At 68.4% G+C, this 22,139-nt stretch carries 35 protein-coding genes; 34 read left to right on the forward strand and 1 reads right to left on the reverse strand.

What is annotated here, in order from left to right:
* The 25 genes from BIV01_RS08075 to map all read left to right on the forward strand — a co-directional run bounded on the left by BIV01_RS08075 (position 1) and on the right by map (position 14,883).
* Positions 1–978, forward strand: a complete 978-nt coding sequence (locus tag BIV01_RS08075; protein WP_071295234.1) for a DNA topoisomerase IB — start codon at positions 1–3, stop codon at positions 976–978.
* A gap of 80 nt (positions 979–1,058) precedes the next feature.
* Complete coding sequence (locus BIV01_RS08080; protein WP_070417683.1) at positions 1,059–1,871, forward strand: DarT ssDNA thymidine ADP-ribosyltransferase family protein; 813 nt, start codon at positions 1,059–1,061, stop codon at positions 1,869–1,871.
* A 521-nt stretch (positions 1,872–2,392) separates the two neighbouring features.
* Complete coding sequence (gene rpsJ, locus BIV01_RS08085) at positions 2,393–2,701, forward strand: 30S ribosomal protein S10 (protein ID WP_022903286.1); 309 nt, start codon at positions 2,393–2,395, stop codon at positions 2,699–2,701.
* A gap of 13 nt (positions 2,702–2,714) precedes the next feature.
* On the forward strand, positions 2,715–3,368 hold the full coding sequence (gene rplC, locus BIV01_RS08090) for a 50S ribosomal protein L3 (protein ID WP_070417684.1): 654 nt from the start codon (positions 2,715–2,717) through the stop codon (positions 3,366–3,368).
* A gap of 2 nt (positions 3,369–3,370) precedes the next feature.
* Positions 3,371–4,030: a 50S ribosomal protein L4 gene (gene rplD / locus BIV01_RS08095; protein ID WP_071302489.1), complete on the forward strand. Its 660-nt coding sequence runs from the start codon at positions 3,371–3,373 to the stop codon at positions 4,028–4,030.
* A complete protein-coding gene (gene rplW / locus BIV01_RS08100; protein ID WP_022903283.1) occupies positions 4,027–4,326 on the forward strand; it encodes a 50S ribosomal protein L23 in 300 nt (99 codons plus the stop codon). The genes rplD and rplW overlap by 4 nt, the downstream gene beginning before the upstream one ends.
* Positions 4,327–4,344: 18 nt before the next feature.
* Entirely contained in the window at positions 4,345–5,184 is an 840-nt protein-coding gene (rplB, locus tag BIV01_RS08105; RefSeq protein ID WP_070417686.1) for a 50S ribosomal protein L2, read from the forward strand.
* Positions 5,185–5,195: 11 nt separating this feature from the next.
* Positions 5,196–5,477, forward strand: a complete 282-nt coding sequence (gene rpsS, locus BIV01_RS08110) for a 30S ribosomal protein S19 (protein ID WP_022906343.1) — start codon at positions 5,196–5,198, stop codon at positions 5,475–5,477.
* 25 nt (positions 5,478–5,502) lie between these two features.
* Positions 5,503–5,895 carry a 50S ribosomal protein L22 gene (gene rplV, locus BIV01_RS08115; RefSeq protein ID WP_022906344.1) on the forward strand — a complete coding sequence of 131 codons (393 nt, stop codon included), beginning with the start codon at positions 5,503–5,505 and terminating at the stop codon, positions 5,893–5,895.
* Positions 5,895–6,692 (forward strand): 30S ribosomal protein S3, encoded by a 798-nt coding sequence (rpsC, locus tag BIV01_RS08120; protein WP_022906345.1) that lies wholly within the window; start codon positions 5,895–5,897, stop codon positions 6,690–6,692. Before rplV ends, rpsC begins: the two co-directional genes overlap by 1 nt.
* Positions 6,693–6,694: 2 nt before the next feature.
* Positions 6,695–7,114 carry a 50S ribosomal protein L16 gene (rplP, locus tag BIV01_RS08125; protein ID WP_022906346.1) on the forward strand — a complete coding sequence of 140 codons (420 nt, stop codon included), beginning with the start codon at positions 6,695–6,697 and terminating at the stop codon, positions 7,112–7,114.
* Positions 7,114–7,434, forward strand: coding sequence for a 50S ribosomal protein L29 (gene rpmC, locus BIV01_RS20350; RefSeq protein WP_022906347.1), 321 nt, complete (start codon positions 7,114–7,116; stop codon positions 7,432–7,434). Before rplP ends, rpmC begins: the two co-directional genes overlap by 1 nt.
* A complete protein-coding gene (gene rpsQ, locus BIV01_RS08135) occupies positions 7,434–7,718 on the forward strand; it encodes a 30S ribosomal protein S17 (RefSeq protein WP_022906348.1) in 285 nt (94 codons plus the stop codon). The genes rpmC and rpsQ overlap by 1 nt, the downstream gene beginning before the upstream one ends.
* 31 nt (positions 7,719–7,749) lie before the next feature.
* Complete coding sequence (gene rplN / locus BIV01_RS08140) at positions 7,750–8,118, forward strand: 50S ribosomal protein L14 (RefSeq protein WP_017885523.1); 369 nt, start codon at positions 7,750–7,752, stop codon at positions 8,116–8,118.
* A 3-nt stretch (positions 8,119–8,121) separates the two neighbouring features.
* Positions 8,122–8,481, forward strand: a complete 360-nt coding sequence (gene rplX / locus BIV01_RS08145) for a 50S ribosomal protein L24 (protein ID WP_022906349.1) — start codon at positions 8,122–8,124, stop codon at positions 8,479–8,481.
* Positions 8,481–9,071: a 50S ribosomal protein L5 gene (gene rplE / locus BIV01_RS08150; protein WP_022906350.1), complete on the forward strand. Its 591-nt coding sequence runs from the start codon at positions 8,481–8,483 to the stop codon at positions 9,069–9,071. Before rplX ends, rplE begins: the two co-directional genes overlap by 1 nt.
* Positions 9,072–9,224: 153 nt before the next feature.
* Positions 9,225–9,623 carry a 30S ribosomal protein S8 gene (gene rpsH, locus BIV01_RS08155; RefSeq protein ID WP_022906351.1) on the forward strand — a complete coding sequence of 133 codons (399 nt, stop codon included), beginning with the start codon at positions 9,225–9,227 and terminating at the stop codon, positions 9,621–9,623.
* 6 nt (positions 9,624–9,629) lie between these two features.
* Positions 9,630–10,166, forward strand: a complete 537-nt coding sequence (gene rplF, locus BIV01_RS08160) for a 50S ribosomal protein L6 (RefSeq protein ID WP_031261772.1) — start codon at positions 9,630–9,632, stop codon at positions 10,164–10,166.
* 2 nt (positions 10,167–10,168) lie between these two features.
* Positions 10,169–10,543 (forward strand): 50S ribosomal protein L18, encoded by a 375-nt coding sequence (gene rplR, locus BIV01_RS08165; protein WP_031261773.1) that lies wholly within the window; start codon positions 10,169–10,171, stop codon positions 10,541–10,543.
* Entirely contained in the window at positions 10,540–11,340 is an 801-nt protein-coding gene (gene rpsE / locus BIV01_RS08170; RefSeq protein ID WP_070417687.1) for a 30S ribosomal protein S5, read from the forward strand. The genes rplR and rpsE overlap by 4 nt, the downstream gene beginning before the upstream one ends.
* Positions 11,340–11,525, forward strand: a complete 186-nt coding sequence (rpmD, locus tag BIV01_RS08175) for a 50S ribosomal protein L30 (RefSeq protein ID WP_022906355.1) — start codon at positions 11,340–11,342, stop codon at positions 11,523–11,525. The genes rpsE and rpmD overlap by 1 nt, the downstream gene beginning before the upstream one ends.
* Entirely contained in the window at positions 11,522–11,986 is a 465-nt protein-coding gene (gene rplO / locus BIV01_RS08180; protein WP_022906356.1) for a 50S ribosomal protein L15, read from the forward strand. The genes rpmD and rplO overlap by 4 nt, the downstream gene beginning before the upstream one ends.
* A 146-nt stretch (positions 11,987–12,132) precedes the next feature.
* Positions 12,133–13,455: a preprotein translocase subunit SecY gene (gene secY / locus BIV01_RS08185; protein ID WP_022906357.1), complete on the forward strand. Its 1,323-nt coding sequence runs from the start codon at positions 12,133–12,135 to the stop codon at positions 13,453–13,455.
* Positions 13,452–14,042 (forward strand): adenylate kinase, encoded by a 591-nt coding sequence (locus BIV01_RS08190; RefSeq protein WP_070417689.1) that lies wholly within the window; start codon positions 13,452–13,454, stop codon positions 14,040–14,042. The genes secY and BIV01_RS08190 overlap by 4 nt, the downstream gene beginning before the upstream one ends.
* Before the next feature lie 61 nt (positions 14,043–14,103).
* Entirely contained in the window at positions 14,104–14,883 is a 780-nt protein-coding gene (gene map, locus BIV01_RS08195) for a type I methionyl aminopeptidase (protein ID WP_070419353.1), read from the forward strand.
* Positions 14,884–15,112: 229 nt separating this feature from the next.
* Here the strand turns inward: map and BIV01_RS08200 are convergent, their stop codons facing one another.
* The gene (locus tag BIV01_RS08200) at positions 15,113–16,429 is read right to left on the reverse strand and encodes an LCP family protein (protein WP_071302490.1); all 1,317 of its coding nucleotides are present in this window, start codon (positions 16,427–16,429) and stop codon (positions 15,113–15,115) included.
* A 288-nt stretch (positions 16,430–16,717) separates the two neighbouring features.
* Here BIV01_RS08200 and infA point away from each other — a divergent pair, with 288 nt between their 5' ends.
* From infA to BIV01_RS08240, 9 genes are all read left to right on the forward strand, one after another.
* A complete protein-coding gene (gene infA, locus BIV01_RS08205; protein ID WP_017885509.1) occupies positions 16,718–16,939 on the forward strand; it encodes a translation initiation factor IF-1 in 222 nt (73 codons plus the stop codon).
* 70 nt (positions 16,940–17,009) lie between these two features.
* Positions 17,010–17,126, forward strand: a complete 117-nt coding sequence (gene rpmJ / locus BIV01_RS18945; RefSeq protein ID WP_022903266.1) for a 50S ribosomal protein L36 — start codon at positions 17,010–17,012, stop codon at positions 17,124–17,126.
* 162 nt (positions 17,127–17,288) lie between these two features.
* Entirely contained in the window at positions 17,289–17,663 is a 375-nt protein-coding gene (gene rpsM, locus BIV01_RS08210) for a 30S ribosomal protein S13 (RefSeq protein ID WP_058728274.1), read from the forward strand.
* A gap of 9 nt (positions 17,664–17,672) precedes the next feature.
* On the forward strand, positions 17,673–18,071 hold the full coding sequence (gene rpsK, locus BIV01_RS08215; protein WP_017885507.1) for a 30S ribosomal protein S11: 399 nt from the start codon (positions 17,673–17,675) through the stop codon (positions 18,069–18,071).
* A 208-nt stretch (positions 18,072–18,279) separates the two neighbouring features.
* Entirely contained in the window at positions 18,280–19,275 is a 996-nt protein-coding gene (locus BIV01_RS08220) for a DNA-directed RNA polymerase subunit alpha (RefSeq protein WP_022906362.1), read from the forward strand.
* Positions 19,276–19,341: 66 nt separating this feature from the next.
* Positions 19,342–19,908, forward strand: a complete 567-nt coding sequence (gene rplQ / locus BIV01_RS08225; protein ID WP_070417691.1) for a 50S ribosomal protein L17 — start codon at positions 19,342–19,344, stop codon at positions 19,906–19,908.
* Between the two features lie 208 nt (positions 19,909–20,116).
* A complete protein-coding gene (locus BIV01_RS08230) occupies positions 20,117–21,235 on the forward strand; it encodes an FUSC family protein (protein ID WP_071295212.1) in 1,119 nt (372 codons plus the stop codon).
* Between the two features lie 38 nt (positions 21,236–21,273).
* On the forward strand, positions 21,274–21,630 hold the full coding sequence (locus BIV01_RS08235) for an ArsR/SmtB family transcription factor (protein ID WP_071302491.1): 357 nt from the start codon (positions 21,274–21,276) through the stop codon (positions 21,628–21,630).
* A gap of 1 nt (position 21,631) precedes the next feature.
* Positions 21,632–22,120 (forward strand): SRPBCC family protein, encoded by a 489-nt coding sequence (locus tag BIV01_RS08240; RefSeq protein WP_071302492.1) that lies wholly within the window; start codon positions 21,632–21,634, stop codon positions 22,118–22,120.
* Positions 22,121–22,139: the final 19 nt, after the last annotated feature.

Here is a 22,139-nt window from a genome sequence, read left to right on the forward strand (position 1 = left end):
GTGACCCGTCTCCGCCGCTCCGCGACCAACGGTCGCGGCTACCACCGCGTCCGCAGCGGGCGTGGCTTCTCCTACCGCGACCCGGACGGCACCACCGTCACCGACGCCGCGGTCCGGCAGCGTCTCGAGGACCTCGTCATCCCGCCCGCGTGGGACGACGTGTGGATCTCGCCGTACGACAACGGGCACGTGCTCGCGACCGGCGTCGACGGCGCCGGTCGGCGGCAGTACATGTACCACCCGTCCTGGCGCGAACGGATGGACCGCATCAAGTACGACCGTGCCCTGGCGCTCGCCGAATCGCTGCCGGTCGCACGACGCGGGGTCACGATGGACCTCCGGCGGCCGGAGCCCGACCGGCAGCGTGCCCTCGCGGCGGCCTTCCGGATGCTCGACCAGGGGTCCCTGCGGGTCGGGTCGGAGCGGTACGCCACCGAGCACGGCAGCCGCGGCCTGTCCACCCTGCTGTGCGCGCACGCCCACGTCTCCGGCGACGACATCGAGCTCGACTTCCCGGGCAAGAGCGGCCAGGAGTGGTCGTCCTCGATCCACGACCCCGACCTCGCGACCGTCATCGCGGGCATGAAGCGGCGCGGACCGAACGCCCGGCTGCTCTCGTTCCGTGCACGCCGCGGCGCCGAGTGGGAGCCCCTCTCCGCCGAGGACATCAACGAGTACGTGAAGGAACGTGCCGGTGACGAGTTCACCGCGAAGGACTTCCGCACCCTGCACGGCACCGTCGCCGCCGCGGTCGACCTCGCGGCGACCGGACCGCAGTCGTCCGTGGCGAAACGGAAGAAGGCGGTGTCGCACGCGGTGAAGGTCGCGAGCGAGGAACTCGGCAACACCCCGACGGTGTGCCGGCAGAGCTACATCGACCCGCGCCTGCTCGACGCCTACGACCACGGCGAGACCATCGACCCCGACCGCACGCACGCGGCCGAGTCGGAGGTCCGCGCACTGCTCTACCGACAGTGACCGGGAAGGGGCCGGGATGACGTACCGTTGGACCTCGTGCCCGAACACCCCCACCCGGGCACGGAAGGACCCCACCAGTCGTGACTGACGAGTGCATCCACGGATTCCCCACCGAACTCTGCGACATCTGCGCGCCACGGCAGCGCGAGGCCGCAGAACTCCCCACCACCCCGACCCCGCGCCGCACCCGGATCACCACCTCGCTCCGGACCGTGCCCGGCCAGGCGGCGACCCCGGCGTCCTCGCTGCGGTCCCCGGTGCCCGACCTGCCCGAGGCGCGTGACTTCGCCTCGCTCCGCGCGCACCACGTGACGCACGTGGACAACCTCGACGACATCGTGGGGTCCGGTGCGATCCTCGCGTCGGACGCCGTGACGCCGGTCGTCGACGTCGCCTCCGCCGCTGCCCGGGCCGCCCGCGCCGAGGCACACGCCCCCGACGGCTCCCCGGTCGCTGCGCACGTGCCGTTCACGCTGTCGCCCGACGCGACCCGCTGGGACGAGCTGCGCACCGGCGCCGAGGGCGAGCGGTGGTCCGACGCGGCCCGCCGGACCCGGGCGACGGAGTACATCATGCTCGTCGTGCCGGTGTCGGCCTTCGGGGCGTCGGTCATCGTCGCCGACCAGGACGCCGACGCCGAGGACGTCCGGTTCGCGGTCGGGCCCGAGGCCGCGACGAACCTCATCCGTCGCACGGACTTCACCGACCCGGAGATGCTCGGCCTCGAGCTGCTCGCCGGCCCGAGCGTGCCGTTCTCCGCCGTCGCGGTCATCGGTGTCCCCAACGACCGCGTCCGCCAGACGGTCAAGGCCGTGCTCAAGGACCACGGCGGACACGCTCCCCGGGTCGCGGTCTTCCCCCCGTGGTTCGTCCCCCCGGTCGTCGCGGAGTAGCCCCGACCGACCCCTGCGACGTGCCCTCCGGACCGGCTCCGGAGGGCACGTCGTGCGTCGGGGGCGACCCGCGCCTCCTGGCCCTCGATCCGCGTGGATCCGGGGAAGCGGGCCGATCCCGACACGCCCGTGATTCGCGACACGCCCGGGTTGCACGGATGCCGTGCCTATGCGAGACTTGTCCGGTTCCGAAATTCCGCGCGCGTTCGCGTGCGCAGGATCACTGCTCTGGCAGTGCACAACCCCCCTGTCCAGCAGGGCTGGGTTGGGCCGCAGGCAGCAGAACACGATCGACTCCCCACCAAGCGTGACGGGCACTGCTGTGCCCAGAGCGTGCGGGAGACGACATGCCCACGCTGAACGGCCCAGGTCGCTCCGCGCGGTTGACACGAGAACAGCGGTCATCCCCAGCGGATGCGGCCGGTTGGTTCACAGAAAACAGCCAAGCCCTGCAGGAATGCACGGTGGCGGCGGCGTCAGGCGGCCCGAGGGTGCGCGGCGCAGAGAGGACAAAGAGACACATGGCGGGACAGAAGATCCGCATCCGGCTCAAGTCGTACGACCACGAGGTCATCGACACGTCGGCCCGGAAGATCGTCGACACGGTGACCCGTGCCGGTGCGACCGTGGTCGGCCCGGTGCCGCTCCCCACCGAGAAGAACGTGGTCACCGTGATCCGTTCTCCCCACAAGTACAAGGACTCGCGCGAGCACTTCGAGAAGCGCACGCACAAGCGGGTCATCGACATCGTCGACCCGACGCCGAAGGCCGTCGACTCGCTCATGCGACTCGACCTCCCGGCCGACGTCAACATCGAGATCAAGCTGTAAGGGGGCTGGACTGATGGCGAACTCAACCAAGACCGTCAAGGGCCTCCTCGGCAAGAAGCTCGGGATGACCCAGGTGTGGGACGAGAACAACAAGTTCATCCCCGTCACCGTGATCGAGGTCGGCCCGAACGTGGTCACCCAGATCCGCAACGTCGAGCGCGACGGCTACGAGGCGATCCAGATCGCCGCCGGCGCCATCGACCCGCGCAAGGTCAACAAGCCGGCCGCCGGCCACTTCGAGGCAGCCGGGGTCACCCCGCGCCGCACCCTCACGGAGATCCGCACCAACGACTCCGCTGAGTACACGCTCGGCCAGGAGCTCACCGTCGACACGTTCGAGGCGGGCCAGAAGGTCGACGTCGTCGGCACCTCCAAGGGCAAGGGCTTCGCCGGTGTCATGAAGCGCCACGGCTTCGCCGGTGTGTCCGCTTCGCACGGTGCCCACCGCAACCACCGCAAGCCCGGTTCGATCGGTGCTTCGTCGACCCCGTCGCGTGTCTTCAAGGGCATGCGCATGGCGGGTCGCATGGGTGGCGAGCGTGTGACCGTCCTCAACCTCACGGTGCACGCCGTCGACGCCGAGAAGGGTCTGCTGCTCGTCAAGGGCGCGATCCCCGGTGCTCGCGGTCGCTCCGTCTTCGTCCGCACCGCCGTGAAGGGTAAGTGATCATGGCCACCACGACCGCAACCACGATCGACGTCCTCGACGCATCGGGCGTCAAGTCCGGCACCGTCGAGCTCCCCGCCGAGCTCTTCGACGTCGAGACCAACGTCCCGCTGATCCACCAGGTCGTCACCGCGCAGCTCGCAGCCGCGCGTCAGGGCACCCACAAGACCAAGAACCGCGGCGAGGTCCGCGGTGCTGGTCGCAAGCCGTTCAAGCAGAAGGGCACCGGCCGCTCCCGTCAGGGTTCGGTCCGCGCTCCGGAGCACACCGGCGGTGGCGTCGTCCACGGACCGACCCCGCGCGACTACTCGCAGCGCACCCCGAAGAAGATGATCGCCGCTGCTCTGCTCGGCTCGCTCTCGGACCGCGCCCGCGGTGGCCGCATCTCCGCTGTGGAGGGCTTCGTCTCGGCCGAGGTGCCGTCGACCAAGACCGCCCGCACGCTCATCGAGAAGGTCGCGCCCGTCAAGCACGTGCTCGTCGTGCTCGAGCAGGACGACGAGCTCACGCTCAAGTCGATCCGCAACCTGCCGAACGTCCACGCGCTCTCGTACGGCCAGCTCAACGCCTACGACGTGCTCAAGGCCGACGCGCTCGTCTTCAGCAAGAGCGCACTCGACGCCTTCATCGCGTCGAAGACCGCGAAGGAGATCTCCGCATGAGCGGCTTCAACAAGGACCCGCGCGACATCATCATCTCGCCGGTCGTCTCGGAGAAGAGCTACGGCCTGATCGACCAGGGCAAGTACACGTTCATCGTGGACCCCCGTTCGAACAAGACCGAGATCAAGCTCGCCATCGAGAAGATCTTCGACGTCAAGGTCGCGAGCATCAACACGCTGAACCGTCCGGGCAAGACCCGTCGCACGCGCTTCGGCATGGGCAAGCGCAAGGACACCAAGCGTGCCATCGTGACGCTCAAGTCCGGTTCGATCGACATCTTCACGGCTGTCGGCTGAGGACCAGAGGGATAAATCATGGCTATTCGTAACTACAAGCCGACGACCCCCGGTCGTCGCGGCTCGTCGGTCGCCGACTTCGCTGAGATCACCCGTTCGACGCCGGAGAAGTCGCTGCTTCGTCCGCTGCCGAAGACCGGTGGCCGCAACAGCTCCGGCCGCATCACCACCCGTCACATCGGTGGTGGCCACAAGCGTCAGTACCGCGTGATCGACTTCCGTCGTCACGACAAGGACGGCATCGACGCCAAGGTCGCGCACATCGAGTACGACCCGAACCGCACGGCGCGCATCGCGCTCCTGCACTACGTGGACGGCACGAAGCGCTACATCATCGCGCCGAACAAGCTCAAGCAGGGCGACGTCATCGAGCAGGGCGCCGGCGCGGACATCAAGCCGGGCAACAACCTGCCGCTGCGCAACATCCCCGTGGGTACCGTCGTGCACGCGATCGAGCTCCGCCCCGGTGGCGGCGCCAAGCTCGCGCGTTCGGCCGGCGCCTCGGTGCGTCTCGTCGCCAAGGACGGCCCCTACGCGCAGCTCCGTCTGCCGTCGGGCGAGGTCCGCAACGTCGACGCACGCTGCCGCGCCACGATCGGCGAGGTCGGCAACGCCGAGCAGTCGAACATCAACTGGGGCAAGGCCGGCCGCATGCGCTGGAAGGGCGTCCGCCCGACCGTGCGTGGTGTCGCGATGAACCCGGTCGACCACCCGCACGGTGGTGGCGAGGGCAAGACCTCCGGTGGCCGTCACCCGGTCAGCCCGTGGGGTCAGGCCGAGGGTCGCACGCGCAAGCCGAACAAGCCGAGCGACAAGCTCATCGTCCGTCGCCGTAACGCCGGCAAGAAGCGCAAGTAGGAGTTCAGAAGATGCCACGCAGTCTGAAGAAGGGCCCCTTCGTCGACGAGCACCTGCTCCGCAAGGTCGTCACGCAGAACGAGGCCAACACCAAGAACGTGATCCGCACCTGGTCGCGTCGCTCGATGATCATCCCGAACATGCTCGGGCACACGATCGCCGTGCACGACGGCCGCAAGCACATCCCGGTGTTCGTCACCGAGTCGATGGTCGGTCACAAGCTCGGCGAGTTCGCGCCGACCCGCACCTTCCGTGGTCACGTGAAGGACGACAAGAAGGGCCGTCGCCGCTAAGGCGGCGACGCAGAGGAGGAACGAAATGGTGGAGTCGATCGCACGCGTGCGACACATCCGCGTCACGCCTCAGAAGGCCCGTCGCGTCATCGAGCTGATCCGCGGCAAGCAGGCCCACGAGGCCCTCGCCATCCTGAAGTTCGCCCCCCAGGGCGCTTCGGAGCCCGTGTACAAGCTGGTCGCCTCGGCGATCGCGAACGCACGGGTCAAGGCGGACTCGACGAACAGCTTCCTCGACGAGCGTGACCTCTACGTGAGCCGCGTCTTCGTCGACGAAGGTACGACCCTGAAGCGGTTCCAGCCGCGCGCCCAGGGCCGCGCCTTCCGCATCAACAAGCGCACCAGCCACATCACGGTCGTCCTCGCGACGCCCGATGAGGTCGAGGCTGCCGCGACGAGCAAGAAGGCGAGCAAGTAATGGGCCAGAAGGTCAACCCGTACGGCTTCCGTCTCGGGATCACGACGGACCACGTCTCGCACTGGTTCACCGACAGCACGAAGCCGGGTCAGCGCTACGCCGACTACGTGGCCGAGGACATCAAGGTGCGCGAGTACCTGAAGAAGACCCTCGACCGCGCCGGCGTCGCCCGCATCGAGCTCGAGCGCACCCGTGACCGCGTCCGCGTGGACATCCACACCGCGCGTCCGGGCATCGTCATCGGTCGCCGTGGCGCCGAGGCGGAGCGCGTCCGTGGCGAGCTCGAGAAGCTCACCAAGAAGCAGATCCAGCTCAACATCCTCGAGGTCAAGAACCCCGAGACCGAGGCCCAGCTCGTCGCGCAGGGCATCGCCGAGCAGCTCTCCGCTCGTGTCGCGTTCCGTCGCGCCATGCGCAAGGGCCTGCAGGGTGCACAGCGCGCCGGCGCCAAGGGTGTCCGCATCCAGGTGTCGGGTCGTCTCGGCGGCGCCGAGATGTCGCGCTCGGAGTTCTACCGCGAGGGCCGCGTGCCCCTGCACACGCTCCGCGCGAACATCGACTACGGCTTCTACGAGGCCCGGACCACGTTCGGCCGCATCGGCGTGAAGGTCTGGATCTACAAGGGCGACATCACGAACAAGGAGCTCGCTCGCGAGCAGGCGAACCAGCGTTCGTCGCGCCCGGAGCGTCGTGGCGGCCCCCGTGGCGAGCGCGGCGACCGCCGTGGCGGCGACCGTGGCGGCCGTCAGCAGCAGGCCCCGCAGGACGCGCCGGCCGGCGCAGGAGTTGAGGCGTAACCATGCTTATTCCCCGTCGAGTCAAGCACCGCAAGCAGCACCACCCGAAGCGTTCGGGCCAGGCCACCGGTGGCACCAAGGTGTCGTTCGGTGACTACGGCATCCAGGCGCTGACGCCCGCCTACGTGACCAACCGTCAGATCGAGTCCGCTCGTATCGCCATGACGCGTCACATCAAGCGTGGCGGCAAGGTGTGGATCAACATCTACCCGGACCGTCCGCTCACGAAGAAGCCCGCCGAGACCCGCATGGGTTCCGGTAAGGGTTCCCCCGAGTGGTGGGTCGCCAACGTCAAGCCGGGCCGTGTGCTCTTCGAGCTCTCCGGCGTCAACGAGGACATCGCCCGTGAGGCGCTGACCCGTGCAATCCACAAGCTGCCCCTCAAGGCACGCATCATCAAGCGCGAGGAGGGCGACGCATAATGGCGATCGGTTCCAAGGAGCTCCGTCCGACGGAGCTCGACACGTTCGAGAACGAGCGTCTTGCTGACGAACTGAAGAAGGCCAAGGAGGAGCTCTTCAACCTCCGCTTCCAGTCGGCCACCGGCCAGCTGGAGAGCCACGGTCGTCTCCGTGCCGTCAAGCGCGACATCGCTCGCATCTACACCGTCCTCCGCGAGCGCGAGCTCGGCATCCGTGCCACTCCCGCGCCCGTCGAGACCGCCCCCAAGGCCAAGAAGACCACCAAGAAGGCTGAGAAGCCGGCTGAGTCGGCCGAGGCCGAGACCGCCGAGGAGAAGTAATGGCGAACGAAGAGAAGACCTCCGCCGCCTCCGCTCGCGGCTACCGCAAGACGCGTCGTGGCTACGTCACGAGCGACAAGATGGACAAGACCATCGTGGTCGAGGTCGAGGACCGCGTGAAGCACGCGCTCTACGGCAAGATCATCCGTCGCACGTCCAAGGTGAAGGCCCACGACGAGCTCGGCACCGCTGGTGTCGGCGACCTCGTCGTGATCAGCGAGACCCGTCCCCTCAGCGCTTCCAAGCGCTGGCGCCTGGTCGAGATCCTCGAGAAGGCCAAGTAGGCCCCGGCCTGCTTCGGAATAGGAGACAGCAGTGATTCAGCAGGAATCCCGCCTCAAGGTCGCCGACAACACGGGTGCCAAGGAGATCTTGACCATCCGCGTGCTCGGTGGCTCGGGTCGTCGCTACGCCGGTCTCGGTGACGTCATCGTCGCCACGGTGAAGGACGCCATCCCCGGCGGCAACGTGAAGAAGGGTGACGTCGTCAAGGCGGTCATCGTTCGCACCAAGAAGGAGACCCGTCGTCAGGACGGCTCCTACATCAAGTTCGACGAGAACGCGGCAGTGATCCTCAAGGCTGACGGCGACCCGCGCGGCACGCGCATCTTCGGTCCGGTCGGTCGCGAGCTCCGTGACAAGAAGTTCATGAAGATCATCTCGCTCGCGCCGGAGGTGCTGTAAGCCATGGCGAACATCAAGAAGGGTGACCTGGTCCAGGTCATCACGGGTGCCAAGCAGGAGCGCGGCGGTGACCGTGGCAAGCAGGGCAAGGTCATCGAGGTCCTCAAGGACAAGAACCGCGTCGTCGTCGAGGGCGTGAACTTCGTCACGAAGCACGTCCGCGTCGGCCAGACGCAGCGCGGCTCGAAGACCGGTGGCATCGAGCAGCACGAGGCTCCGATCCACGTGTCGAACGTCGCCATCGTCGACCCGAAGACCAAGAAGCCGACCCGCGTCGGTTTCCGCAACGAAGAGGTGGAGAAGGACGGCGTCAAGAAGACCGTCCGAGTCCGCTACGCCAAGAAGTCGGGTGAGAAGCTCTGATGACCGACACGACTGCCGCGCCGGCGACCAAGGTCGAGCCGCGCCTCAAGCAGAAGTACAAGAACGAGATCAAGGCTGCCCTCACCGAGCAGTTCGGGTACGCGAACGTCAACCAGGTCCCCGGCCTGGTCAAGGTCGTCGTGAACACCGGTGTCGGTGAGGCCGCTCGCGACTCGAAGATCATCGAGGGGGCCATCAAGGACCTCACGGCGATCACGGGTCAGAAGCCCCAGGTCACGAAGGCCCGCAAGTCCATCGCGCAGTTCAAGCTGCGTGAGGGCCAGGCCATCGGCGCGCACGTCACCCTCCGTGGTGACCGCGCGTGGGAGTTCATCGACCGTCTCGTGACCCTCGCACTGCCCCGCATCCGCGACTTCCGCGGTCTCAGCGACAAGCAGTTCGACGGCAACGGCAACTACACGTTCGGTCTCACGGAGCAGTCCGTGTTCCACGAGATCGACCAGGACCGCATCGACCGCGTGCGTGGCTTCGACATCACCGTCGTGACCACCGCGAAGTCGGACGACGAGGGCCGCGCGCTGCTCCGCCAGCTCGGGTTCCCGTTCCGTTCTGCCGAGCAGACGGTCTAAGATACTTCGGGCGGTGCGGGCCGGAGGATTCACGTCCTCCGGCCCGCACGCACGAACACACCGATCCAGGGGAATCGCCCCAGGATCACCCGATCGCTCAGGTCGGCATTCGTGGAACGGGTGTCGAAACCAGGCGAAGAATGGACGACCATCATGACGATGACCGATCCGGTCGCAGACATGCTGACCAGATTGCGGAACGCGAACTCGGCGCACCACGACGCCGTCTCGCTTCCCAGCTCCAAGCTGAAGAAGAACATCGCTGAGATCCTCAAGCGCGAGGGGTACATCAGCGAGTGGAAGATCGAGGACGCCCGCGTGGGCGAGACCCTCACGATCGACCTGAAGTACGGCCCCGAGCGCGAGCGTTCGATCGCCGGCATCAAGCGCGTCTCGAAGCCCGGTCTCCGGGTCTACGCGAAGTCGACGGAGATCCCCCAGGTCCTCGGTGGCCTCGGCGTGGCGATCCTCTCGACCTCGTCGGGACTGCTCACCGACCGTGAAGCCGAGCAGAAGGGCGTGGGTGGGGAAGTCCTCGCCTACGTGTGGTGATCGACAATGTCTCGTATCGGACGTCTTCCCATTGACATCCCCGCTGGCGTGACCGTCTCCATCGATGGTCAGAACGTCGCGGTCAAGGGCCCGAAGGGCGAGCTCGCGCTCGTCGTCGCCGAGCCCATCCAGGCCAAGGTCGAGGAGAACCAGGTCCTCGTCACCCGTCCGGACGACGAGCGCAGCTCGCGTGCGCTGCACGGCCTGACCCGCACCCTCATCGCGAACAACATCGTCGGCGTGACCCAGGGCTACTCCAAGGGCCTCGAGGTCGTCGGCACCGGTTACCGCGTGCAGGCGAAGGGCAACAACGTCGAGTTCGCGCTCGGCTACTCCCACCCGATCACGGTCGAGCCGCCCGCGGGCATCAGCTTCGCCGTCGAGGGCAACAACAAGCTGACCGTCAACGGCATCGACAAGCAGTCCGTCGGCGAGGTCGCTGCAAACATCCGCAAGCTGCGCAAGCCCGAGCCCTACAAGGGCAAGGGTGTCCGCTACGCCGGCGAGATCGTGCGCCGCAAGGCCGGAAAGTCAGGTAAGTGATCATGGGTCTCCTCAAGACACGAGGCAAGAGCAAGTCGGCCGCCAAGGCGCGCCGTCACAACCGCCTCCGCAAGAAGATCACCGGCACCGAGGCCCGTCCGCGTCTCGCTGTCACCCGTTCGGCGCGTCACGTGTTCGTCCAGGTCATCGACGACGCCAAGGGCCACACGCTGGCCAGCGCGTCGACGATGGAGGCCGACCTCCGTACGTTCGACGGCGACAAGACCGCCAAGGCCCGTCGTGTCGGCGAACTCCTCGCCGAGCGCGCGAAGGCCGCTGGCGTCGAGGCCGTGGTCTTCGACCGCGGTGGTAGCAAGTACGCCGGTCGCGTCGCCGCGATCGCCGATGGTGCCCGTGAAGGAGGGCTGAACCTGTGAGCGACATCGCGAACACGAACGAAGACGCCAACGTCGAAACGACCGAGGCCGCTGAGGCGACCGAGGCCGAGGCCACGAGCACCACGGCCCCCGCGGCCAAGGAGCCCGAGGTCCCCGTCGTCGAGCGCCCCGTCGAGACCGCAGCCGGTTCGGCATCGAACAACCGCGACTCCGCCGACAACCGTGGCCGCCGTGGTGGCGGTCGCGACCGTCAGCAGGGTGGCGGCCGTGGCAACGACCGCAACGGTCGGGGTGGCGACAGCCAGTTCCTCGAGCGCGTCGTGACCATCAACCGCGTCTCCAAGGTCGTCAAGGGTGGTCGTCGCTTCAGCTTCACCGCGCTCGTCGTCGTCGGTGACGGCAACGGTCTCGTGGGTGTCGGCTACGGCAAGGCCCGCGAGGTCCCGACCGCCATCTCGAAGGGCGTCGAGGAAGCGAAGAAGAACTTCTTCCGCGTCCCGCGCGTCGGCAACACGATCCCGCACCCGGTGCAGGGCGAGGCTGCTGCCGGCGTCGTGCTCCTCCGTCCGGCCGCTGCCGGTACCGGTGTCATCGCCGGTGGTCCGGTCCGCGCCGTCCTCGAGTGCGCCGGTATCCACGACGTGCTGAGCAAGTCGCTCGGTTCGTCGAACACCATCAACATCGTGCACGCGACCGTCACGGCGCTGCAGCAGCTCGAGGAGCCCCGTGCGGTCGCAAGCCGTCGCGGTCTCCCCGTCGACCGGGTCGTCCCGGACCGTCTGCTCCAGGCCGAGGCCGCTGCTCTGCGTGCCGCGTCCGAGAAGGCAGGTGCGTGATGGCGATGCTGAAGATCACGCAGACGAAGTCCGTTATCAGCGAGAAGCAGTACCAGCGCGACACGCTCCGCAGCCTGGGTCTCAAGCGCATCGGCCGTACGGTCCTGCGTGAGGACAACGCCCAGAACCGCGGGTACGTCGCAACGGTCGCGCACCTCGTGAAGGTCGAGGAGGTCGACGCATGAGCGACGAGAAGAACGAGCGCGTGCAGGTCCTGAAGCTGCACCACCTCCGTCCGGCAGAGGGCGCCAAGAAGGCTCGCACCCGCGTCGGTCGTGGTGAGGGCTCCAAGGGCAAGACCGCCGGCCGTGGTACCAAGGGCCAGAAGGCTCGTTACCAGGTCAAGGTCGGCTTCGAGGGTGGGCAGATGCCGCTGCACATGCGCACCCCGAAGCTCCGCGGGTTCAAGAACCCGTTCCGCGTCGAGTACCAGGTCGTGAACCTGGACAAGATCGCGGAGCTCTACCCCAACGGTGGCGACGTCACCGTCGCGGACCTGGTCGCCAAGGGCGCCGTCCGCAAGAACGAGAAGGTCAAGGTTCTCGGTCAGGGTGACATCAGCGTGAAGCTCACGGTCTCGGTCGACAAGGTCTCGGCGTCCGCCGCCGAGAAGATCGCGGCTGCTGGCGGCACCGTCTCCCAGTAACCCCGTCGGCGGCCCGTGCGTTTGCGCACGGGCCGCCGTTACGGTTTCCTTGACAGTGGTCGGCGTCCGCCGGCCAGGTCGGTCCTGCCGACCACACCGGTGACGGCCCCTCGACGGGCCGCCGGTCCCAGAAGTTCGGAGTCCTCGTGTTCAGAGCGGTCGCGCGCATCATGCGCACCCCAGATCTTCGCAAGAAGATCGGCTTCACCCTCGCGATCATCGCGCTGTTCCGCCTGGGGTCGTACATCCCCGCGCCGTTCGTCGACTACGCATCCGTGCAGACCTGTCTCGCCAGCGCTTCGTCGCAGCAGGGTCTGTACGACCTGATCAACCTGTTCTCCGGCGGCGCGCTGCTGAAGCTCTCGGTCTTCGCGCTCGGCATCATGCCGTACATCACGTCGTCGATCATCGTGCAGCTGCTCCGCGTGGTCATCCCGCACTTCGACGCCCTCTACAAGGAGGGGCAGTCCGGTCAGGCGAAGCTGACGCAGTACACGCGCTACCTCACCATCGCGCTCGGCGTGCTGCAGTCCACCACCCTGATCACGGTCGCCCGCTCCGGTGCCCTGTTCGGCACCAACGCCTCGGCCTCCTGCTCGTCGATCATCTCGAACGACAGCTGGTACGCGATCATGCTCATGGTCGTCACCCTGACCGCCGGTACCGGCCTCATCATGTGGATGGGCGAGCTCGTCACCGAGCGCGGCATCGGCAACGGCATGTCGCTCCTCATCTTCACGTCCATCGCGGCGCAGTTCCCCTCGGCGCTCTGGGCGATCGAGCAGTCGAACGGCTTCGAGCTGTTCCTGTTCGTCATCCTCGTCGGCCTGGTCATCATGATGGCCGTCGTGTTCGTCGAGCAGTCGCAGCGGCGCATCCCCGTGCAGTACGCCAAGCGCATGGTCGGTCGCCGCACCTACGGCGGCAACAACACGTACATCCCGATCAAGGTGAACATGGCCGGCGTCGTGCCCGTCATCTTCGCCTCGTCGCTGCTGTACCTGCCGGCCCTGGTCGCGCAGTTCAACCAGCCCTCCGACGGCAGCGAGCCGGCGGCGTGGGTGACCTGGATCCAGAACAACCTGACCTCGGGTGACAACTGGTTCTACATGGTCCTGTACTTCCTGCTCATCGTCGGATTCACGTACTTCTACGTCGCGATCACCTTCAACCCCGAAGAGGTCGCCGACAACATGAAGAAGTACGGCGGCTTCATCCCGGGCATCCGGGCCGGTCGTCCGACGGCCGAGTACCTCGACTACGTTCTCACCCGGGTGACGTTGCCCGGCTCCCTGTACCTCGGTCTCATCGCCCTGATCCCGCTGGCGGCGCTGGCGTTCTTCGGTGCGAACCAGAACTTCCCGTTCGGCGGCGCGAGCATCCTCATCATCGTGGGTGTCGGCCTCGAGACCGTGAAGCAGATCGACTCGCAGCTGCAGCAGCGTCACTACGAAGGGCTTCTCCGTTGAGCGCACGTCTCATCATCGTCGGACCTCCCGGAGCAGGGAAGGGCACCCAGGCCGGTCGCATCGCCGACGCGTTCGGGATCCCCGCCGTCTCGACGGGTGACATCTTCCGCAAGAACGTCGCAGAGGGCACCCCGCTCGGCGTCCAGGCGAAGGCGATCATGGACGCGGGCGACTACGTCCCCGACTCGCTCACGAACGAGCTCGTGAAGTCGCGCCTGCACGAGGCCGACGCCGAGAACGGCTTCCTGCTCGACGGCTACCCCCGCACGGTCGGGCAGGTCGAGTACCTCGACGCGCTCCTCGCCGAGCAGGGCACCGGCATCGACGCGGTCGTGCAGCTCGTCGCTGACCAGGACGAGCTCGTCGGCCGCCTCCTGAAGCGCGCCGAGGAACAGGGCCGCAGCGACGACAACGAGGAGACCATCCGTCGTCGGCAGCAGGTCTACACCGAGCAGACCGCTCCGATCGTGGCGGCGTACGGCGAGCGTGGGCTCGTCGTCGACGTCGACGGCCTCGGTGGCATCGACGAGGTCGGCGACCGGATCCAGGCCGCGCTGTCGTCGCGTGGGCTGACCGCGGGCGTCTGACGCCAGCGTGGTGCGGTTCCGCAAGCCCTCGATCTACAAGACGCCGGACGAGCTCCGCGCCATGGTGCGTCCGGGTCTGCTGACCCACGACGCACTGGCGGCGGTCCGCGACGCGATCCGTCCGGGCATCACCACGGGCGAGCTCGACGCGATCGCCGAGCGGGTCATCCGTGACGGCGGCGGCATCCCGAACTTCCAGCTCGTCCCGGGCTACCGGCACACGCTCTGCGTGTCGGTGAACGACGAGATCGTGCACGGGATCCCGGGGGAGCGTGTGCTCCAGCCCGGTGACGTCGTGTCGGTCGACGCCGGTGCCGAGGTCGACGGCTGGAACGGTGACAGTGCCTTCACGGTCGTCGTCCCGGGTGGTGACGCCGGTGTCAGTGCGGCCCGGCAGACGCTCTCGGACACCACCGAGCGCGCGCTCTGGCACGGCATCGCTGCGCTCGCGCACGCGAAGCACCTGCACGAGGTCGGCGCCGTCATCGAGGACGCCATCGACGAGACCGGCGCGTGGGGCATCGTCGAGGACTACACCGGCCACGGCATCGGCCGCTCGATGCACGAGGACCCGCCCGTCTTCAACTACCGCGTCCGCGGTGCCGGTCCGGCGGTCAAGCCCGGACTCGTGGTCGCGATCGAGCCGATGGTCACGGCCGGCACGATCGACAGCTCGACGGACGACGACGACTGGACCGTCCGCACGCTCGACGGTTCCGACGCGGCGCACTGGGAGCACAGCATCGCGGTGCACGCCGACGGCATCTGGGTGCTGACGGCGGCCGACGGCGGTGCTGCGGGCCTCGCCCCGCTGGGTGTGACGCCGGTCCCGATCCCGTAGGTCGCGCCTCCCGTCGGTCGCGTCTCCCGCGGGCGGCACTGCCTGACCCGGCGCGTGAGCGCCGTCGCGTCCGGTCCCGTCGGACGGCCAGGAGGCGCGGTGCGGCCCCGCCACGCGCCTCCGGTCCGCACCTGCGCACGTCCACGACGTCTGCGCCGTGTGGACCACGTGCACTCGTCGTCAGCGTGCGCACCCGCGCACGCCGTGCGACGGGCGCAGCGCGCCGGTCTCAGTCGTTGCCGACGGAGCAGGTCTCCTCAGACGCGCTCTGTCCGGTGATCGACGAGGGCAGCGGCGTCGCCGAACCGGTCGCGGCGCTCGTGGCGGTGCCGGATGCCGATCCGGACGCCGTGCCGGTGCCGGCCGCGGTCCCCGAGGACGTCCCGGCCGAGGACCCACCGGCCGACGACGTCCCGGTCGAGGTCCCCGTGGACGGAGCAGCGGTCGCCGTTCCGCTCGACCCGGAGGACTCCTCCGACGCACGCCCCGTGCTCGAGTCGCTCAGCGAGGTCTTCTGGTCGTTCTGCAGCGCGACGTTGAGGGTGTGGGCGGCGTCCTGGTCGACGATCACCCGCGCGCTGTCGTCGGGGTCGTCCGCGACCGGGTACTGCACGAACAGCATGTTCGCCGTGCTCATCCCGCGCAGGGCCCCGGCCAGTCCGACGAGCGTGCGCGCCTGGGCGAGGCCGTCGGACAGCGTCATGTTCGACAGCGCGGCGCCGGCGAGCTTGTAGAGCGTGATCGGGTTCGAGAGCGTCCCGTCCGAGGTGACCTTGCGCAGCAGGGCCGACAGGAACACCTGCTGCGAGCTGATGCGCGCGAGGTCGCTCCCGTCGCCGACACCGTGCCGGGTGCGGAGGAACGCGAGCGCGTCCGTGCCCTCGAGCTTGTGCGAGCCGGCCGTCAGGTGCAGGTTCGTGTAGGAGTCGTTGATCGGGTCCGCGACGCACACGTCCACGCCGCCGAGGGCGTTCGACATCTCGATGACGCCGTCGAACGTGATGAGCCCGGCGTACGGGATGCTCAGGCCGGTGAGGTTCTCGACGGTGTCGACGACGCACGAGACCCCGCCGTTCCCGAGCGCCGTGTTGAACTGCGCGGACGTGGCCGCCGGGTACGTGGTCCCGCTCTCGGGGTTCGTGCACGCCGGGATCGGCACCATGAGGTCGCGCGGGAAGCTCACCGCGGTCAGCTGGGTGTGGTCCTGCGAGATGTGGATGAGCATCGTGACGTCGTTGCGGGCGCCCTCGACGTCCTCGTCCGAGTCGAACTGTCCGATGCGGGTGTCGCTGCCGATGAGCAGGATGTTCGCACCGCCCTTGATGGCCGTGATGTCGGCCGTCTGCGCGGTGCTCTGGTCGTCCGTGCTGAGCTTGACCGTCCTCGGCGCCGTGGCGAGCTGCGCACCCGCGATGGCGGCGACGCTCGTCCCGCTGACGAGGACGACGGCGAGGGTGGACGCCACGATCGACGCGAGCGTGCCCCATCCGCGGCGGCGCGGGAGGCGGCCGTGGCGGGCGAACGGGCGTCGGGTGGCGTCGGGCACGTGGTCTCCGTTCGGTGGTCCGTGCGGCGCGGTCTGCACGGGCGGGGGCGACGGCCACGCTAGGGGCCGGTGACCAACGGGACCCCGGAGCGCGCCGTCAAACCACTGTGGAACGCTCAGACAGCGCTGTGAAGCCCCAGACGTGGGGACTTCGCCGTCTCCACTTGGCAATCCTGGGTTTACCACATAGGATCGATCTTTGGTGTGTCATGCCTACTGGGCGTGGCGCCCGACCCGCAGACCGGCTCGGGGATCACACCGGTAATCCAACCAAGCGACAGTGAGGCTATGGCCAAGAAAGACGGCGTCATCGAGATCGAGGGCTCGGTGCTCGAAGCTCTGCCCAACGCGATGTTCCGCGTTGAGCTGACCAACGGACACAAGGTCCTTGCGCACATCTCCGGGAAGATGCGCCAGCACTACATCCGCATCCTCCCCGAGGACCGCGTGATCGTGGAGCTGAGCCCGTACGACCTGACCCGCGGCCGGATCGTCTACCGCTACAAGTGATCCGCGAGCTGGAAAGGAACGGCCCGGCAACCCTGCCGAGCACGAAGCCAGCGAGCACGAGGAAAGAACAATGAAGGTCAACCCCAGCGTCAAGCCCATCTGCGAGCACTGCCGTGTCATTCGCCGCAAGGGCCGCGTCATGGTGATCTGCAAGAGCAACCCGCGTCACAAGCAGCGCCAGGGCTAGTCCCGGCTGCCTGACGCGATCGCCCTCGGGCGGCTGCGAGCAGGATCCACAACTCAACATCGAACGCAGTACCAAGATCCGCGCGAGCGGGGACACCTCGGGTCGGAGGCCCGAGCACCGGTACTGCTCCACACCTCCATCGACAACAGGAGCAGCCATCACATGGCACGTCTAGCAGGCGTCGACATCCCGCGCGAGAAGCGCGTGGAGATCGCACTCACGTACATCTACGGCGTCGGCCGTACCCGCGCGGTCCAGGCACTCGCCGAGACCGGTATCTCCGGTGACATCCGCGTCAAGGACCTGACCGACGACCAGCTCGTCGCCCTCCGTGACTTCATCGAGGGCAACTTCAAGGTGGAGGGTGACCTCCGCCGTGAGGTCGCAGCCGACATCCGCCGCAAGGTCGAGATCGGTAGCTACGAGGGTCTTCGCCACCGTCGTGGTCTCCCGGTGCGCGGTCAGCGCACCAAGACCAACGCGCGTACCCGCAAGGGACCGAAGCGCACCGTGGCAGGCAAGAAGAAGGCTCGATAGGAGACCCCGATGGCTACCCCCAAGACTGCCGCGCGCAAGCCGCGCCGCAAGGAGAAGAAGAACGTCGCCGTGGGCCAGGCCCACATCAAGAGCACGTTCAACAACACGATCGTCAGCATCACCGACCCGTCGGGTGCCGTCCTCAGCTGGGCGTCCTCGGGTGCCGTGGGCTTCAAGGGTTCGCGCAAGTCGACGCCGTTCGCGGCGCAGCTCGCCGCCGAGTCCGCTGCGCGTCAGGCGCAGGAGCACGGCGTCAAGAAGGTCGACGTCTTCGTGAAGGGTCCGGGTTCGGGCCGCGAGACCGCGATCCGCTCGCTCCAGGCCGCTGGCCTCGAGGTGGGTTCGATCAACGACGTCACGCCGCAGGCGCACAACGGGTGCCGCCCGCCCAAGCGCCGTCGCGTCTGACGCGAGGAGCAACCGGCCGCGCCCTGCTCGTCCCCTGACGGGAGCGAGCAGGGCCCGCGGCCATTCCTGGTCGTTCGATCGCGCAGGCCGTGCCGTCCTGGCAAGCGCGTGCGCGTGATCACAACTCAACAGACCCGTCGGGGCCCGGTCGGCCCCGTCGTACCGCCGAGTGTCATATAGCGGACACTCCGCCGAAAGGAATCCCACAGTGCTCATTGCACAGCGCCCCACCCTGACCGAGGAGACGATCTCCGAGTTCCGCTCGCGCTTCGTCATCGAGCCGCTCGAGCCGGGCTTCGGTTACACCCTCGGCAACTCGCTGCGCCGCACGCTCCTCTCCTCGATCCCCGGCGCGGCTGTCACCAGCATCCGCATCGACGGCGTCCTCCACGAGTTCAGCACCGTTCCCGGTGTCAAGGAAGACGTCACCGAGATCATCCTCAACATCAAGAGCCTGGTCGTCTCCAGCGAGCACGACGAGCCGATCACGGCGTACCTGCGCAAGCAGGGTGCCGGTCAGGTCACCGCAGCGGACATCTCCGCTCCGGCCGGCGTCGAGATCCACAACCCGGACCTCGTCATCGCGACCCTGAACGACACCGCGCGCTTCGAGCTCGAGCTGACGATCGAGCGTGGCCGTGGCTACGTCTCGGCGACGCAGAACCGTTCGGAGTTCAGCGAGGCCGGTCAGATCCCGATCGACTCGATCTACTCGCCGGTCCTCAAGGTCACCTACCGCGTCGAGGCGACGCGTGCCGGTGAGCGCACGGACTTCGACCGCCTGGTCGTCGACGTCGAGTCGAAGCCGGCCATCACGCCGCGCGACGCCATCGCGTCGGCAGGTCGGACGCTCGTCGAGCTGTTCGGGCTCGCCCGCGAGCTCAACACCGCGGCCGAGGGCATCGAGATCGGCCCCGCGCCGGTCGACGCCGTGCTCTCGAACGAGCTGCAGACCCCGATCGAGGACTTGGACCTGTCGGTCCGCAGCTACAACTGCCTCAAGCGGGAGGGCATCAACACGGTGTCCGAGCTCGTCGCCCTGTCGGAGACGCAGCTCATGAACATCCGCAACTTCGGTCAGAAGTCGGTGGACGAGGTCAAGGACAAGCTCACCGAGCTCGGCCTGTCCCTCAAGGACACCGTCCCCGGATTCGACGGCGCCCACTTCTACAGCGGGTACGACGAGGACGAGTCCAACAACTGACCTCGCGCTGACGCGCACGCGCGCCGCTGACGCAGCGCGCAACACTTTCACCACTGGAGAACTGACATGCCGAAGCCCACCAAGGGCCCCCGCCTCGGTGGCGGCCCCGCCCACGAGCGACTGCTCCTGAGCAACCTCGCCAACGCCCTCTTCACGCACGGTCGCATCACGACCACCGAGACGAAGGCCAAGCGCCTCCGTCCCGTCGCCGAGCGTCTCATCACGTTCGCGAAGCGTGGCGACCTGCACGCGCGTCGTCGCGTGATCAGCATCCTGCGCGACAAGTCCGTCGTGCACACGCTGTTCACCGAGATCGCCCCGCAGGTCGAGGACCGTCAGGGCGGCTACACCCGCATCACGAAGCTCGGTTTCCGCAAGGGCGACAACGCTCCCCTCGCGTCGATCGAGCTCGTCCTCGAGCCGGTGTCGAGCACGCCGGCCCCGGTCAAGCGCGACGCGGCCCCGGCCGCTGCTGCTCCGGTCGAGGAGCCCGCCGCCGAGGACACCACCGACGAGGCCCCGGTCGAGGAGACCGAGACCACCGAGGAGTCCGCTCCCGTCGCCGAGGAGACCGAGACCGAGGCAGCTGCCGAGGTCGAGGCCGACGCCGCCGAGAAGTCGGACGACAAGTAGTCACAGCCCCACCACGACGAAGCCCCCGCAACACGCGTTGCGGGGGCTTCGTCGCGTCCTGGGGGTGACCGGACGGCGGCCTGGAGGCGCGGTGCGGGCCCGCCACGTCCCTCCTGGACCGCAGGCGGCCGAGCCGCAGAACGCGGACCGGCTCCGTCTCACAGGCGCGGCACCGTATCGTGACCGGCCGACACGACGAGAGGGACCGATGCAGTTCGAGCACATCGCGGGGGTGGGGACCCGGGTCTGGCGGTGGAGCCGGACCTCCGGGACGCAACCGCGCCTGCTCCACGCCGCGAAGGCCGCCGTCGCAGCCGTGCTCGCGTGGTTCATCGCGCGACACATGCCCGGGGTCGCGGCGGAGTACCCGTACTACGCACCGCTCGGTGCCGTCGTGGCGATGCAGACGACGGTGTTCGCGGGCATCCGGAGCGGGGTCCAGACGCTCGTCGGCATCGCGCTCGGCATCGTCATCGCCGGGTTCACGATGTGGGTCGGTGACCCGGGCTTCCTCGCGATCGCGCTCGCTGTAGGCATCGGGGTGCTCGTCGGCGGGTTCCGCGTCCTCGGCGAGGGCAGCTCCTGGGTGTCCACCGCCGCGCTCTTCGTCCTGCTCGTCGGTGGCGCCCACGCCGAGGGGTACTCGCTCGGGTACCTCGTGCAGATGGCCGTCGGGGTCGTGGTGGGCCTGCTGGTGAACTTCCTCGTCTTCCCGCCCCTGCGCTTCTGGGACGCCGAGCACCGGATCGACGCGGTCAACCAGGTGCTCGCGGACCACCTGGACGGGCTCGCCGAGGTCCTCGCAGGGGGCGAGCGCGACGAGAAGGCCTGGGACCGTCAGCAGGACCGACTGGACCGTGCCATCGCCGACGTCCGCTCCCGGGTTTCGATCGCGCACGAGAGCCGGCGGCTGAACCCGCGCGGAGCACTCCGTGGGTCCCGTGCACGGCTCGAGCAGGACGGTGCCCGCTTCCGTGCCCTCGAGCGGGTCGCCTGGTACACGACGGACCTCACCGAGCTCGTCGCCCGGTCGGGTCCGGTGTCGGAGGGGCTCGGGCGACCGGACCCCGAGTTCGCCGAGCCGCTCGCGACGGCCCTCCGTGAGCTCGCGTGCATGGTCCGCGGCGAGTGCCCCGAAGAGGCCGGCGACGACGCGATCGCCGAGGTCGAGCGGGCGCTGGACGCATCGCGCGAGAACCCGTCGCACGTCGCGGTCACGTCCGCCGCACTCGTGGCGATGCGCGGCATCGTGGAGTCCGAGCGCCGGGCGACGAACGACCTGGACACCCGCACGGGGCCGTCCGCCTTCCGGAACGCCCGCGGCTGACCCTCGACTTCATAACACTGCAGTTATAGAGTGTCGACGTGCACGCGTTCGACGTCCTCGGTGACCCCGTCCGACGCCGGCTCACGGAACTCCTCGCCGAGGGGGACCGGACGGCCGGTGCGCTGACCGACGTCATCAGGGCCGAGTTCGGCATCTCCCAACCCGCGGTCTCCAGGCACCTGCGCGTCCTGCGCGACGCCGGGTTCGCCACGGCGGCACCGCGGGGGACCGCACGCGTCTACCGACTGGAACCCCGCGCCGTCGAGGAACTCGACCGCGCCGTCGAACGGTTCCGCGCCCTCTGGCGGCAGCGGCTCGACGCCCTCACGACCGAGATCGCCCGGGGCCGACGTGCTCCGGGCGCCCCCGCCGACGTCCACCCCGAGGAGCACTGACATGCGCACCACCGACGGCACCGTCGAGGACTCGCCCTCCGGCGGGTACCTCATCCGCTTCGCCCAGACCTACCCGACGACCGTCGAGGACCTCTGGGACGCGATCACCGACCCCGAACGGCTCTCGCGCTGGATGGCCCCGTACGAGGGCGACTTCCACCTCGGCGGCCGCTGGCTCGCGCGGTACGACGACGGCACGGTCTTCACCGAGGGGACCGTCACGGCGTGCGACGCTCCGCGCACGTTCACGACCACCTGGCACGCCCGCGACGAGCACGAGACGACGATCACCGTCACGGTCGAGCCGGTCGAGGACGGTGCTGCCCTCCGGCTCGAGCACGACCGTGTCGGCGGCCGGGACTACGCACCGGGGTGGCACACGTACCTCGAGCTGCTCGAACTCGACCTCGCCGGGGACCTCGACGGCATCGCGGCCTTCGACTGGGACACGCGCTACGCCGAACTCCGGCGGCGGTACCCGGTCACGTGATCCCGGGCCGGACGCGTGC

The organism is Curtobacterium sp. MCBA15_013 (assembly GCF_001865095.1).
GTDB lineage: Bacteria > Actinomycetota > Actinomycetes > Actinomycetales > Microbacteriaceae > Curtobacterium.